General features: G+C 43.6%; 16 protein-coding genes. All 16 read left to right on the forward strand.

Annotated elements, in window-relative coordinates:
• Positions 1-39 precede the first annotated feature (39 nt).
• The 16 genes from R2B72_RS12800 (at position 40) to atpA (ending at position 14,921) form a co-directional block, all read left to right on the forward strand.
• Complete coding sequence (locus R2B72_RS12800; protein ID WP_318616999.1) at positions 40-1,068, forward strand: L-threonylcarbamoyladenylate synthase; 1,029 nt, start codon at positions 40-42, stop codon at positions 1,066-1,068.
• Between the two features lie 81 nt (positions 1,069-1,149).
• A complete protein-coding gene (locus R2B72_RS12805; RefSeq protein ID WP_318617000.1) occupies positions 1,150-1,653 on the forward strand; it encodes a manganese efflux pump in 504 nt (167 codons plus the stop codon).
• A 56-nt stretch (positions 1,654-1,709) separates the two neighbouring features.
• Positions 1,710-2,159, forward strand: a complete 450-nt coding sequence (locus R2B72_RS12810) for a low molecular weight protein arginine phosphatase (RefSeq protein ID WP_318617001.1) — start codon at positions 1,710-1,712, stop codon at positions 2,157-2,159.
• A complete protein-coding gene (locus R2B72_RS12815) occupies positions 2,156-3,451 on the forward strand; it encodes a methyl-accepting chemotaxis protein (protein ID WP_318617002.1) in 1,296 nt (431 codons plus the stop codon). The genes R2B72_RS12810 and R2B72_RS12815 overlap by 4 nt, the downstream gene beginning before the upstream one ends.
• 127 nt (positions 3,452-3,578) lie before the next feature.
• A complete protein-coding gene (rpiB, locus tag R2B72_RS12820) occupies positions 3,579-4,022 on the forward strand; it encodes a ribose 5-phosphate isomerase B (protein WP_318617003.1) in 444 nt (147 codons plus the stop codon).
• 27 nt (positions 4,023-4,049) lie between these two features.
• On the forward strand, positions 4,050-4,625 hold the full coding sequence (locus R2B72_RS12825; protein ID WP_318617004.1) for a TIGR01440 family protein: 576 nt from the start codon (positions 4,050-4,052) through the stop codon (positions 4,623-4,625).
• A gap of 70 nt (positions 4,626-4,695) precedes the next feature.
• Positions 4,696-5,949, forward strand: a complete 1,254-nt coding sequence (gene glyA, locus R2B72_RS12830) for a serine hydroxymethyltransferase (protein WP_318617005.1) — start codon at positions 4,696-4,698, stop codon at positions 5,947-5,949.
• A gap of 144 nt (positions 5,950-6,093) precedes the next feature.
• Positions 6,094-8,241, forward strand: coding sequence for an EAL domain-containing protein (locus R2B72_RS12835; protein ID WP_318617006.1), 2,148 nt, complete (start codon positions 6,094-6,096; stop codon positions 8,239-8,241).
• A gap of 75 nt (positions 8,242-8,316) precedes the next feature.
• On the forward strand, positions 8,317-8,946 hold the full coding sequence (upp, locus tag R2B72_RS12840; protein ID WP_318617007.1) for a uracil phosphoribosyltransferase: 630 nt from the start codon (positions 8,317-8,319) through the stop codon (positions 8,944-8,946).
• A 19-nt stretch (positions 8,947-8,965) separates the two neighbouring features.
• Entirely contained in the window at positions 8,966-10,090 is a 1,125-nt protein-coding gene (gene wecB / locus R2B72_RS12845; RefSeq protein ID WP_318617029.1) for a non-hydrolyzing UDP-N-acetylglucosamine 2-epimerase, read from the forward strand.
• 567 nt (positions 10,091-10,657) lie between these two features.
• Entirely contained in the window at positions 10,658-11,029 is a 372-nt protein-coding gene (locus R2B72_RS12850) for an ATP synthase subunit I (RefSeq protein ID WP_318617009.1), read from the forward strand.
• A gap of 73 nt (positions 11,030-11,102) precedes the next feature.
• Complete coding sequence (atpB, locus tag R2B72_RS12855) at positions 11,103-11,828, forward strand: F0F1 ATP synthase subunit A (protein WP_318617010.1); 726 nt, start codon at positions 11,103-11,105, stop codon at positions 11,826-11,828.
• A 65-nt stretch (positions 11,829-11,893) separates the two neighbouring features.
• On the forward strand, positions 11,894-12,118 hold the full coding sequence (atpE, locus tag R2B72_RS12860; RefSeq protein ID WP_203248455.1) for a F0F1 ATP synthase subunit C: 225 nt from the start codon (positions 11,894-11,896) through the stop codon (positions 12,116-12,118).
• A gap of 178 nt (positions 12,119-12,296) precedes the next feature.
• A complete protein-coding gene (gene atpF, locus R2B72_RS12865; RefSeq protein ID WP_412177844.1) occupies positions 12,297-12,851 on the forward strand; it encodes a F0F1 ATP synthase subunit B in 555 nt (184 codons plus the stop codon).
• Positions 12,848-13,387 carry a F0F1 ATP synthase subunit delta gene (locus R2B72_RS12870; protein WP_318617011.1) on the forward strand — a complete coding sequence of 180 codons (540 nt, stop codon included), beginning with the start codon at positions 12,848-12,850 and terminating at the stop codon, positions 13,385-13,387. The genes atpF and R2B72_RS12870 overlap by 4 nt, the downstream gene beginning before the upstream one ends.
• 25 nt (positions 13,388-13,412) lie before the next feature.
• The gene (gene atpA / locus R2B72_RS12875) at positions 13,413-14,921 is read left to right on the forward strand and encodes a F0F1 ATP synthase subunit alpha (protein WP_318617012.1); all 1,509 of its coding nucleotides are present in this window, start codon (positions 13,413-13,415) and stop codon (positions 14,919-14,921) included.
• The last annotated feature ends 3 nt before the right edge of the window (positions 14,922-14,924 follow it).

A 14,924-nucleotide genomic window follows, 5' to 3' on the forward strand; every position in this document is an offset into this window, starting at 1 on the left:
GGTAACTTCTAAAAATTGTGGATAAAGGAGGTTTAAACTGTGGAAACAATACTAATCTCGGTGGATAAAAGTATGGATAACATAGAAAAATATAAACATGCTGTGGATATATTGAAAAGTGGCGGTGTTGTTGCCTTTCCGACGGAGACGGTCTATGGCCTCGGGGCACTTGCGACAGATGAACAAGCCGTTCAGGAAATTTTTAAAGCAAAAGGGAGACCGTCCGACAATCCGCTTATCGTTCATATTGGTAACAAGCAGGATGTCGCCAATTATGCGACAGGCATTACAAAGGATGCAGAAAAATTGATAACCGCCTATTGGCCAGGACCTCTTACGCTTGTTTTCGATAAAATTCCCGGTGTCATTGCATCGAAAGTGACGCCTGGAGTTGAAACGGTCGGCATTCGTATGCCGGATCATCCTGTCGCGCTTGAACTTCTTCGAGCGTTGGGTGGACCGCTTGCTGCACCGAGTGCCAACCGTAGCGGAAAACCGAGCCCTACTGAAGCGGATCATGTTTACGAAGATCTTAAAGGGCTCATTCCGCTCATTTTAGATGGGGGACAGACGGGTATTGGAGTTGAGTCAACAGTACTCGATATGACCACGAGCCCACCGACAATTTTACGACCAGGTGGTACAACGCAAGAGATGATCGAAGCTATCATTGGCCCGGTATATGCTGGCAGTAAGAGTCCGGGAGAACAAGCACCTCGCTCACCAGGCATGAAATATATGCATTATGCACCGGAAGCACCCCTTTTTGTTATTGCGCCTGATGCGACAACGATTCGTGAAGCGGTCGAGACGCTTCATAATGAAGGCAAGCGAGTGGCGATCATTGGACCGAATGAGTTAGATATTCCGGAGGCCGACTGGTATTTTGCAGTTGGTCCAAGAAATAACAATGATGCAATGGCCACGCATTTATATCGAGCGATACGCCAATGCGATTTAACAAAGGCGGATATCATTCTAGCAGTTGAAACAGATTTGACTGGAGTCGGTGCTGCCGTGATGAATCGGCTAACAAAAGCTGCCGACGGCAAACGCTATATGGATTAAATAGAATCCCGAACCGAATATGAATGACCTTCCCAGAAGCCGCATAAGATGGACAGATGCGGCATTTGGGGAGGTTTTAGTTTGGTAGAATTAATTGCAGCTTGCATTACAAGTATTGACGTCGTAGTCGTCTTTGCTTTCCTACAGGTGAGGAATGGCAAGTTTAAACTGGCGCTTTGGACATCTTTTCTTAATATGGTATTCCCTTTTCTCGGATTTATGACCGGGGAGCTTTCGGCACATTTTTTTGCAGGCTGGAGTAGTCTACTATCAGGTGCTTTACTTGCTTTGATTGGCATACATATGCTGTTGCAAGATGATGAGCCGGGTTCTACGGGGAAACAATTACATCCCTCTTTAATTGCGTTTGCGGTAAGTATCGATTCCTTTTCGGTAAGTGTCTCATTTGGTATGCTTCAGTTGGATAAAACCCTTTTTATCCTTGCATCAGGGATATTAACGTTTTTCCTTTCTTATACAGCTCTAATATTTAAGGGGCGAATGGGCCTGAGTGGTGGAAAAAAAATAAGGCGATTTGCAGGATTTGCTCTATTGGTTATGGGTGTAATGTCATGCTTTCGTTAAAAGTATCTATTTCTTTATTCACAAAACTCGGTTATTCTTATAGAGAGTAGGTGGGAATGATGAACATTTATTTGATTTGCACAGGAAATACGTGCAGAAGTCCAATGGCGGAAGCGATTCTGCGCGATAAGGAACTAGGAGATTTGACAGTTCGCTCGGCGGGTATACATGCCCAAGATGGGATTCCGATTTCACTAAACGCGAAAATACTTATTGAGGAAGCGGATATGCCCCATACCCCGTGGTCAAGTGCTGTTTCAATCGAAGGCTTAGAATGGGCGGATGTGGTGTTGACGATGACGGAAGCACATAAGATGGAGCTTCTCTATCGATATCCAGCCGTGGAAGAGAAAACATTTACATTAAAAGGTTTTGTGGAGTTTGGATCGGGTGGGGATGTGCAGGACCCATTCGGAGGCGATCTTGCAACGTACCGACAGACATTCGATGAGTTGTCGCAAATTTTGGATAAGTTAGAGCGGAAATTGATGGAGGGACAAGCATGAGAGAAATTGGACAGAAGAAATTTGGCTTACGTAAAAAAATTGTTTTATTCGTAACAGTCTTAGCGATGGTCACGTATACAACGAGCGGAATTTTTATAAATGTAATACAACCGCAATTTTTCCCGAACTTTAACGTATTCTGGTTTGCAGTGCTAACCTATGCAGCAGGCGTATTTTGGTCAGGTGTTCTGGCATTTGCTTTCAGTACGATTTTAACAAAACATCTACAAAACCTTGAGGTAGCAGCCATTAGAGTTGCCAAAGGGGAAATTGGGACAGACATTGAGCTCCCTAATTCATCAGATGAAATTCGTTCTGTCGCAGAAGCCTTCCAGCAAATGGTCCTCAATCTGCGCACAATTGTAGGGCAAATTGAAACGAACTTTGAAAAAACGGCGAGTACAGTGGATAACTTATCCAATGAAACAGGTGTGGCTGCAAAACAAGCAGATGCAGTTGCATCGACCATCGTCGAAATTTCCGTTGGTGCAGAGGCATCAGCAGTGGCAATCCAAGAGACTGCTGAAGCGATAGAAGATGTTCGAGCCCTAGCTGTTGAAGTGAGTAGTCGTGCGGAAGATTCATCGACTCGTTCAAAAGAGATGTTGGAGGAACTTGCGCGGACGACAGAAGTTTTCCGTATATTGGTCGATGGTATCCGTAATATGTCGATGCAAAGTGAACTATCACTCGGTACGATTAGACAACTCGATCAAAATGCACTAAAAATAGGAGAAATCGTTCAGCTAGTCGGCAATATCGCGGCGCAAACAAATTTGTTAGCCCTTAATGCATCAATTGAGGCGGCACGCGCGGGCGAGCATGGCAAAGGTTTTGCAATCGTTGCGGAAGAAGTTCGTGTATTGGCTGATGAAAGTGCTAGAGCTGTTCAAGGAATATCGAATCTTGTCGGGACCATTCAGACGGACGTGACGAAAGTTGTAAAAGATATGGAACAACAGGTCGAGTCAGCTGCGAAGGAAGCAAACCTTGCGAATGAGACGAGTGAAAATGTCGAAGCGATGGCATCCAAAGTGAATGGGATGGCTGAAGCTGTCGTTGAAATCACGAAGCTTGTCGAACATCAGTTAACCAATATTGAAATGACTGCACATCAATCGCAAGAAGTGGCGGCGATTGCTGAAGAGACCTCGGCCGGGGCGCAGGAGGTTGGAGCGGCCACTGAAGAGCAAGTGCGATCCATTGAGCAAGCAGATGCAATGGCGAGTGAACTGAAGAAGCAATCCGAGCAACTTTATGAAGTGATTCGACAATTTGATTTAACGAAATAACCAATTCACAGCCCTGTTTTTTAACTTTTTTCATCCGGTTGCGGAATAAAGTTAAAGTCGGGCTGTGTTTTTTTTGCGGAAAAATGGTAGAATGAGTTGTGAGTAAATTATGAAAAGAGGGAAGCAAGTGAAGATCGCTATTTCTTCAGATCATGGTGGAAACAATCTACGTCATGAAATTATCAACCTGTTAGCTGAACTAGGCGTAGAATTTGTTGACTTTGGACCAAACTCGGACGAATCTGTCGATTATCCAGACTTTGCGGCACCTGTTGCCAATGGAGTAGCTTCGGGGAACTTTGACCGTGGTATATTGATTTGCGGAACAGGGATTGGCATGTCTATCGCTGCAAACAAGGTAAAGGGCATCCGCTGTGCGCTTGTTCATGATGTTTTCAGTGCAAAAGCAACAAGGGAACATAACGATACAAATGTCCTGGCAATGGGTGAGCGTGTAATCGGTGCGGGTCATGCGAGAGAAATTGTCGCAACGTGGCTGAACACTTCATTTGAAGGTGGGCGTCACGAACGCCGAATTGGGAAATTGATGGAACTGGAAAATGACCAATAATGCCGATAAGAAGGCGGGTGGAAAACAGTGGATGCTTTGAATTTATGGAGGCTTCAACTTGAACAGCTACTAGCGGAAATGGCCGAACAGGACCGTCCTGTTGCTGGCACACTATTCGTTATTGGTTGTTCGACTTCGGAAATTGCTGGTAGTAGAATCGGGACATCAGGTGCACTCGAAATCGGAGAGGCGCTGTACGGGCCTTTAAAAGATTTTGCAGAGAAATACAAGCTGTTCCTTGCTTTTCAGGGATGCGAACATATTAATCGGGCGCTGACGATCGAGTACCAGGCAGCTGAGAAATTCAATCTTGACCCCGTATCAGTCATACCGGCGCAACATGCAGGTGGCTCCATGTCTACCTATGCCTATCATCAAATGGACAGGCCGGTCATCGTAGAAGCCATTCGTGCAAATGCGGGAATTGATATTGGACAAACATTGATTGGCATGCATTTGAAGCCTGTCGCTGTCCCACTCCGAACATCCATCAAAAAAATCGGAGAGGCGATCGTTACAGTTGCTACAACACGACCGAAACTTATTGGTGGAGAGCGTGCAATATATTCTCATTCAGTGAATGTTCAAACACCCACTGAATGAGGATATAGTCTCCAGACGCAATTACGCCAAGGCGTAATTGATAAATTAGATGAAGAAGGGGAATGACAAAATGGATTTGACGAATGTAAAACGTGAAGACGAAGCAGTATTTGAAGCGATAATGGCGGAGAAAAAGCGCCAAAATGCTAATATCGAACTGATTGCATCTGAAAACTTTGTAACGGAAGCAGTTATGGAAGCACAAGGATCGTATTTGACGAACAAATATGCAGAAGGCTATCCGGGCAAGCGTTACTACGGCGGCTGTGAACATGTTGATGTCGTTGAAAATATTGCACGCGACCGCCTGAAAGAAATTTTCGGTGCAGCATATGCAAACGTTCAGCCGCACTCTGGTGCACAAGCGAATATGGCTGTCTACTTCGCAGTCCTTAAACCAGGCGACACAGTTCTAGGCATGAATCTTTCCCATGGTGGCCACTTGACACATGGTAGCCCAGTCAACTTCTCTGGCGAATTATACAACTTTGTCGATTATGGTGTTGGCAAAGAAGACGAGCGCATCGATTATGAAGATGTTCGTCAAAAAGCGCTTGAGCATAAGCCGAAAATGATTGTTGCAGGTGCAAGTGCATATCCACGCGAAATTGATTTTGCTAAATTCCGTGAAATTGCAGATGAAGTTGGAGCGTATCTATTCGTAGATATGGCGCATATCGCAGGACTTGTCGCAGTGGGCGAACATCCAAACCCGGTGCCACACGCACACTTTGTTACATCTACAACACATAAGACATTGCGCGGACCACGCGGTGGATTGATTCTTGTGAACGAAGAATTCGCTGAAGAATTCGGACGTAAACTCGACAAATCGATTTTCCCAGGTGTACAAGGTGGTCCATTGATGCACGTAATCGCTGCGAAAGCAGTAGCGTTTGGCGAAGCTTTAAAACCAGAATTCAAGACATATATTCAACAAGTGAAAAAGAATGCCAAAGCATTTGGTGAAGCACTTGTAGCAGAAGGTGTCGATATCGTTTCTGGCGGTACTGACAACCACCTAGTGCTATTGAACCTACGTTCACTTGGCATCACGGGTAAAATTGCTGAACATGTACTGGACGAAGTTGGTATTACGGTCAATAAAAACACAATTCCGTACGATACAGAGAGCCCATTTGTCACATCAGGTATTCGTATCGGTACGCCAGCAGCAACAACTAGAGGTTTTAAGGAAGAAGAAATGATAGAAGTTGCATCAATCATTGCAAAACTTCTTAAAAACCACGAAGATGAAGCTGTCAAACAAGAAGCGCGTCAACGTGTTACAGCACTGACAGACAAGTTTCCACTCTACGCATAAGTAATGTAATAGAATAAGCCGCTATCTAATGATGGCGGCTTATTTTTTCGTAACATCCGTCGGAGACTGGGACCTACAAGGTAGGATTGAATTAGCTCCTTCTTTAGTGGCCTAAAAAGTTTCAGTTATAGGGAGAGGATATTCATGAGCAATCTTCGAAAAGCTGATAACGAGAAAATAATCATTTTGAATTGGCTAAAAAGGTTTGGTAGTCGATTTCGGACGGGCTTTGTCGTAAAGGATCCCAATAACTGTGGTAATCAAGTCGTTTTTGCCAATGAATTTTTCATGGAAATGACGGGCTATAGTAGTTCAGAGATTATGGGTAGTGACTTGGAATTTATTCATGGTGAAGATACGGATATGGCGTTAATACAAAAAATTGATCAGGATATATTGGATGGGATGTCCGCGAATGCAGAAGTGCTCAACTACAAAAAAGATGGAACGCCATTTTGGAACGAACTAGTTATCCAACCGATCATCGATGAGCGAGGTGCTAATTTATTCACGATAGTATTCAGCCTTGACGTGACGGAACGGAAAAAAGATAACATTTTGCTTGAATTACAGGAGGATATTTTTGTAGGGATTAATGCGGGAGAAGAAGCGGGAATTCTTTTTCAAAAAATAGCGAATGTCATCAAATCCTTCTTTTGGCAAGGTACAGTATGCTCCATCCTATTCAAGGGAAAAAAAGAAGACTGGCATATTGGAGCAGCAGATGCAGTGCCGCCGCAGTTGATGGATGAGCTATTAGCAAGTTTATCAAAAAGTCCCCCCTTATTAAACGAATTGGTCATACGGGAAAAGCAAGAAGCCTGTCTTTTTAGTGATTTTCAATCGCATTGGTCTCTTCCGATAGTGGACGGCGAAGGTGCTATCAGTGGACTCGTTACGCTGTTCAACAAGAAATCTACAAAGCAGACAGAGACGCAAAGAAGATTTTTGGAAAACGTAATCCCGATTATTCAAATGACAAAGATCCATTATAGTCAGCAGGCTGAGTATTATAGACTTGCCTTTACAGATCCAGAAACGGGACTGCCGAATCGACATGCCTTTTTGAACAAATTGAAAAAGAATATCGAGGACGAAGGAAAGCATTTTGTTGCCATTCTGGAGCCGGGTGAATTTGCCAAAATTGTTGACCTGTATGGCAGAGAAGCCGCCGATGAATTATTCATTCAGCTCAGCCGGCGTATTGAGCGGGTAGGAAAAGGGAAACCCAACTTTGTAGGTCGTTTTGCTAGTGCGGCACTTATTTTCACAAATGTTCCTTTACTTGAAGGTGAGGAATACTTTATTATCGAACTAAAAAATCTCGTTAAAAAACCCTTTATTATTTCGGGACAGGAAATGTTTATTACGCTGAAAATTGGGGTTGCAATATCAGGAGATAATTGTAGTGGCGAAGACTTAATACGACATGCGGATAGAGCGCTATCGGATGCGAAAAATAAACCGGGTAATATCATTTCATTTTATAAAGATTTGCAGTATAAGGAAACGATGGAAGAGATGAGGATTTTCAATGAATTATCAAAGGCGCTGTTGGCCGATGAGATGGAAGTCTTTCTTCAGCCGCAGGTTGATTTGAAAGATGGTAGCATCATTTCTTTCGAAGCGCTAGCCCGTTGGTTCTCCCCTATCCTCGGCCAGGTACCGCCGGATCTGTTCATTCCAGCAGCTGAAAGTACAGGAAAAATTATTGAACTGGAAACCTGTATATTGTCAAAAGTAATGGAATGGCAAAGGACAAGACAACAATCTGGAGAAGTGATGTATCCGGTAGCTGTTAACATTTCTGCCCAGCATTTTTTTACTCCGACCTTTGTCGAAATGCTTAAAGAATACACCCAAAAATATGATCTTTCTCCGGAATATATTACGCTCGAATTGACAGAAAGCATTGGGTTGTTCGACCTGGAAAAAGCGAAAGAAATTTTTGATAAGCTGAACGGGGCTGGATTTGAAATATCCGTAGACGATTTTGGCGTAGGTTTTTCTTCACTGAGCTATTTACCGAAATTGCCTTTAAGTGAGCTGAAGATTGACCGCAGTTTCATTAATGCGATAGGTGAACCCGCTACGCTTGGGGTGGTAACGACGATTATCCAACTGGCTGAAAATTTAAAGCTATCGACAGTCGCTGAGGGAATTGAAGAGGAGTGGCAAGGGGAAATGCTACGAACGCTTGGTTGTAAAGTAGGGCAAGGATTTTACTATTATAAGCCAATGCCTTTATCTGAAGTTGACCGATTACTCAGTGAAAAGGAAGTTAATGAATAGTTGGGTGTTAGGTGTGCTTGAATCCGTTCACTTCTGTTATAATGAACAGGACATTTTGAAAAGGAGCGAATATACATGCCAAAAGTACATGTTTTTGATCACCCACTTATCCAACACAAATTGACGTACATACGTGATAGTAACACAGGAACGAAGGAATTTCGTGAACTCGTCGATGAAGTGGCAACACTTATGGCTTATGAAATTACACGTGAACTGCCTCTTCAAGAAGTTGAGGTCGAGACGCCAGTTTGTAAGGCGAAATCGAATGTACTTGCAGGAAAGAAACTAGGTATCGTACCTATTTTACGTGCGGGTATTGGAATGGTAGATGGAATCCTTAACTTGATTCCAGCAGCGAAAGTCGGACATATCGGATTGTACCGTGATCCTGAAACATTACAGCCAGTCGAATATTATGTAAAACTACCTTCTGATGTATCAGTACGTGATTTCATTCTCGTCGATCCGATGCTGGCGACAGGGGGTTCTGCAATTGCAGCGGTTGATTCATTAAAGAGTCGCGGTGCAAAAAACATTAAATTCATGTGCCTCATTGCTGCTCCAGAAGGCGTGAAAGCAATGACTGAAGCACACCCAGATGTGGATGTTTACATCGCTGCGCTAGATGAAAAACTCGATGAAAAAGGCTACATCGTACCAGGACTTGGCGATGCAGGCGACCGATTATTTGGCACAAAATGATAGGGAAGGCGTGAATGTTTTGAAGAAGAGATGGAAAGTGATGACGATTTTCGGCACGCGACCAGAAGCTATCAAGATGGCACCGCTTGTACTGGAACTGCAAAAGCATTCGGATGATATTGAACCGATTGTGACAGTGACGGCTCAACATCGCGAAATGCTTGACCAAGTGCTGGAAACGTTCGGCATCACACCTGATTATGATTTGAATATCATGAAAGATCGACAAACACTTGTAGATGTAGCGACACGTGGACTGGAAGGGCTTGACCGAATTATGAAAGAAGCCAAGCCGGATATTGTGCTCGTCCACGGAGATACATCGACGACTTTCATCGGTAGCTTAGCTGCTTTCTACAATCGAATTGCAGTTGGACATGTCGAAGCAGGGCTCCGTACATGGGATAAATACTCCCCCTATCCGGAAGAAATGAACCGACAGCTAACAGGCGTCATCGCAGATCTTCATTTTTCGCCAACAGAAAAGTCAGCACGCAATTTAGTGGATGAAGGGAAACCGCAAGATCGCATTTATGTAACGGGCAATACAGCGATTGATGCACTTCAGACAACTGTACGTGAACACTATTCGCATCCTGTCCTTGACAAAATCGGGACGGACAGGCTCATCTTATTGACGGCACATCGCCGTGAAAACTTGGGTGAACCGATGCGCAACATGTTCCGGGCTATTAATCGCCTGTTGACAAAATACGATGATATTCAAGTAATCTATCCTGTTCATATGAACCCAGCGGTCCGCGAAGTAGCAGACGAGCTGTTAGGCGGTAATAACCGCGTTCATTTGATAGAGCCACTTGAAGTGGTTGATTTCCACAACTTTGCAGCACGCTCACATATTATTTTGACCGATTCAGGCGGCATCCAAGAAGAAGCACCATCATTAGGGAAGCCAGTCATTGTCCTTCGCGATACGACTGAACGTCCAGAAGGAATCGAAGCCGGTACATTGAAATTAGCTGGCACGGATGAAGATACCATCTTCGCGTTGACAGATACGCTACTTACTGATGAGGCGGAATACAGCAAAATGGCAAAAGCATCAAATCCATACGGTGACGGACATGCTTCTGAACGAATCGTCAAAGCACTGAAAGAGTATTTAACATCTATTGAAGCATAAACATTCAGGCGGCCAAGAAACCTTGGTCGTCTTTTTTTATGAGAAGCGGGGGGACTGTCAGTGAAAGCAACCAAACTATCAGGGAACTCCCTAATTACCCTCCAAAAAAGGCGAACGAATTACACTAACAGGTCAAATTTGTCGATTGTTTGACAAAACGAACACTTTGTGAAGAATTTCACGGGAATCAATTGACATCAATTTTCGCCTATTGTATGCTTACAAAGGGTAATAATGATAGGGGTATTTTATACAATTAAAACAGTGCTAGATCTGTCAATGTTAAGATATTGCTATCAATCCTATCTTGTTACGCTGAAAATGTAGGGATGCTCCTAATTGTCATAGTGCATTAGGTTCATTGCATTCGTTGCCGAATCCCCTACCATTCGACGCTAATCGCACAACTTATAGGTTCTAACCTTTTCGAAGTCTTTGCTCGTATTTAGCTAGACTGTGAAATGAGAACCCCCCTCGCATTTCCATGTGTTCAGACTGTAACTGCACTTAAACGTAGTTGCAATGCACCGTACAATCCCAAAATATGAGTCAGGAGAATAACCTACCATGCAAACCTTGCAAGAAATTTATAAAAAGCAAAAGAAGGCTCTCTTTTTTTGTCTAGCATTGTTCGTTTTAGGTTGGGGATTTACTGATTTTAAGACAGTTTTCGCAGGTTTAATACTAGGATCTCTGTTTGGATTGTATAATTTTTGGATTCTTGTCCGTAAAATGGAGAAGGCTGACCAGAAGTTTGTGGAAGGTAAGCACAGTTTATCGCTTGGGACTGCGTTGCGTTTCGCATCTGGTGTCGCCGCAGCTGCTATTGCAACCGCGGTGCCAGAACATTTCGACCTGATCGGTACGGTTATCGGTTTTGCGATACCTTACATTCTCCTACTAACGGAGAGGATCATATACCACGTAAGACATCAATAAGCTTTTTCGGGAATGTGGAGCGACACGAAAAAACTTGACTTAATTCTGGATGCAAAAGGGAGGTGAACGAAAAATGGAACATGGAAATCCGTTAGTCACGGCTTTCAAAGGAACAGCATTCGAAATGACATTCAACCTATCAAACGTCTTAATGCTATTCATCACATGTCTGATTGTTTTCCTAATCGCGTTTTTCGCTACACGTAGCTTGCAGATAAAACCGACAGGAATGCAAAATTTCTTTGAATGGGTCATGGACTTCGTCAAAGGGATTATTAAAAGTAATATGGACTGGAAAACGGGTGGACGATTCCATGTGTTGGGAATCACCCTTATCATGTTCCTCTTTGTAGCGAACGTATTAGGACTTCCATTGGCGGTTATCTGGAAAGGGGACCTTTGGTGGAAATCACCAACTGCTGACCCTGTAGTTACATTGACACTCGCTAGTATGGTCATTGTTCTCACACACTATTACGGAATTAAGATGACAGGTCTGAAAGAATACGGAAAAGGCTACCTTAAGCCACTCCCTTTCCTTGCACCGCTTAAAGTCGTCGAGGAATTTGCAAACACGCTGACACTCGGTCTGCGTCTTTATGGTAACATCTATGCTGGTGAAGTTCTTCTAGGACTCCTGGCTGGACTTGCAACATCAGGTATGCTCGGGTTATTTGGAGCGGTCGTACCATCTCTTGCTTGGATGGGCTTCTCGATTTTCGTCGGGGGGATCCAGTCATTTATCTTCGTTATGTTGTCGATGGTCTATATGTCACACAAAGTGTCAACAGATCACTAAGCATATAATGTCCGGATAACCGGACGACAAAACAAAAAAAACAGGAATATTAGGAGGAAACAATAATGGTAGGTTCAGTTGGTCTATTAGCAGCAGCAATCGCAATCGGTTTAGGAGCACTAGGAGCAGGTCTAGGAGCAGGTCTAGTTGTATCACGCACACAAGAAGGAATCGCACGTCAACCAGAAGCACGCGGTATTCTTCAAACAAACATGTTCGTTGGGGTTGCACTTGTTGAAGTTGTTCCGATTTTCGCAGCAGTTATCGCGTTCATCGTAATGAACAAATAAGTAGTACGATACAGAGTAATGACAGTAATGACATTCATTTCTCTGCGAGAATTGAATCTAATGGCGAAGAACGTACTATGTAGTCCTTCGCCATTCCTTTATGTAGATAACCTTTATGCAGATAAACAAAATATCCATATTTAAAGAGATATAAGCTCTTGAAGGGAGTGAAACAATCGTGTTTTTGGATACCTTCGCCTTATTAGCAGCAGATAGTGGAGCTACTAGTGGATTGGCACAATTAAATAAGAACTTAAACCTAGGCGATATTATCGTCACGGTTTCATTTTTCACGATACTTATGTTACTTCTGAAGAAGTTTGCATGGGGACCACTTATGGGCATCATGGATCAACGAGCTCAAATGATTTCAAACGAAATCGAGGCAGCTGAAAAAAGTCGTTTAGAATCACATAAACTTCTTGAAGAACAACGCGAGTTGTTGAAAGAAGCGCGTGATAATGCACAATCGATTGTTGAAAATGCTCAGAAACAAGCTGAATCACACCGTGATGAATTGATCAACACGGCTCGTGCTGAAGCGAACCGCATGAAAGAAGCAGCAGTGCTTGAAATTGCGACAGAAAAGGACAAAGCCGTTGCGGCAGTCCGCGAAGAATTCGTATCCCTTTCCATCCTTGCAGCGTCTAAAGTTCTTGGGAAAGAAATTTCCGAAGAAGATAACCGCGCATTGATTGAAGAGACGATTGCGAAGGCAGGCGAGGGCCGATGAGCAAATCGGTTGCAGCAAAACGCTATGCACTTGCATTGTTTGAACTTGCACAACAAAATGGACAAACAACTACAATTCAAGAAGAACTTCAAGAATTGAAAAAGGTTTTCCAAGAGAATGAAGGACTTGGGCAATTGCTTGAGTCTCCTAAATTGCCATTGGCAAAAAAGAAAGAACTGCTTGCGGACTTATTCAAGGGAGCGAATCAGTTCACTTTGAATGCACTGTACGTCCTGCTTGACGGGAAACGCATCAACGAAGTGATTCACTTTGTCGATGAGTTCAACACATTTGCAAATGATTCAGCAAGTATCGCTGAAGCGACAGTGTTTTCAACACAACCGCTTTCGGATGAACAAAGCCAATCTATTTCTAATGCGTTTGCACAGAAAGTCGGCAAACAGTCCTTGAAACTGAATAACATCATCGATCCAACACTACTTGGGGGCATCCGTCTCCAAATTGGTAACCAGATTTACGACAGCAGCGTAAGCGCGAAGCTTGAGCGTCTGAAACGGGATCTTATCGGATCATAAAACTGAAATTTGAGGGGTGACATGCATGAGCATCAAAGCTGAAGAAATCAGCGTTCTCATAAAACAGCAGATTGAAAATTATCAGTCTGAATTGAAAGTGAGCGAAGTAGGTACAGTTATCAAAATCGGTGACGGTATCGCACTAGCTCATGGCCTCGACAACGTCATGGCCGGAGAACTTCTTGAGTTCTCTACTGGTGTTTTAGGTATGGCGCAAAACTTGGAAGCGAATAACGTAGGTATCGTTATCCTTGGCCCATACACAGACATCAAAGAAGGCGATGAAGTACGTCGTACAGGTCGTATTATGGAAGTACCAGTCGGTAAAGAAATGATTGGACGCGTTGTCAATCCACTAGGGCAACCAGTTGATGGACTAGGTCCGATTGCAACGACAAAATCACGTCCAATTGAAAGTCCTGCACAAGGCGTAATGGCGCGTAAATCCGTTCATGAGCCACTGCAAACAGGCATTAAAGCGATTGATGCACTTGTTCCAATCGGTCGTGGACAGCGTGAATTGATCATCGGTGACCGTCAAACAGGTAAAACAACTGTTGCCATCGATACAATTCTTAACCAAGCTGACCAAGATATGATTTGTATCTATGTAGCAATCGGTCAAAAAGAATCTACAGTTCGTGGTGTTGTTGAAACATTACGTAAAAACGGTGCACTTGATTATACAATCGTCGTAACGGCTTCTGCTTCACAACCATCTCCACTACTATTCCTTGCACCTTATGCGGGAATAACAATGGCTGAGGAATTCATGTTCGAAGGTAAGCACGTTCTGATTGTTTATGATGACCTTTCTAAACAAGCAGCGGCATACCGCGAACTTTCTTTGTTACTTCGCCGTCCTCCGGGCCGTGAAGCTTATCCTGGTGATGTCTTCTATCTTCACTCCCGCCTACTTGAGCGTGCAGCGAAGTTGAATGATACACTTGGCGCAGGTTCTATTACAGCATTGCCATTCGTTGAAACACAAGCAGGGGATATCTCCGCTTATATTCCAACAAACGTAATTTCGATTACGGATGGTCAAATTTTCCTTCAGTCTGACCTATTCTTCTCAGGTGTACGTCCAGCCATTAACCCTGGTCTTTCCGTATCCCGTGTAGGTGGTTCAGCACAAATTAAAGCAATGAAAAAAGTTGCGGGAACACTGCGTCTTGACCTTGCAGCATTCCGTGAACTTGAAGCGTTCTCTCAATTCGGTTCTAACCTTGACGCTGCAACACAAGCGAAACTAGACCGCGGAGTGCGTACTGTTGAAATCTTGAAGCAAGATTTGAACAAACCATTCAAAGTGGAACAACAAGTTGTTGTGCTTTACGCGTTAACGCGTGGACACTTAGATAACATCGCAGTAAAAGATATCTTACGTTTCGAAAGTGAGATTCTAAGCTGGCTTGAAACGAACCACACTGAGGTATTTGATCATATTCGCAAAACAAAAGATCTTCCAGCGGACGACGTAATGGTAGCAGCAATTACTGCGTTCAAGAAAATCTTTGTTGCAGCAGAATAAGTA

The organism is Sporosarcina sp. YIM B06819 (assembly GCF_033485175.1).
Classification (GTDB): domain Bacteria; phylum Bacillota; class Bacilli; order Bacillales_A; family Planococcaceae; genus Sporosarcina.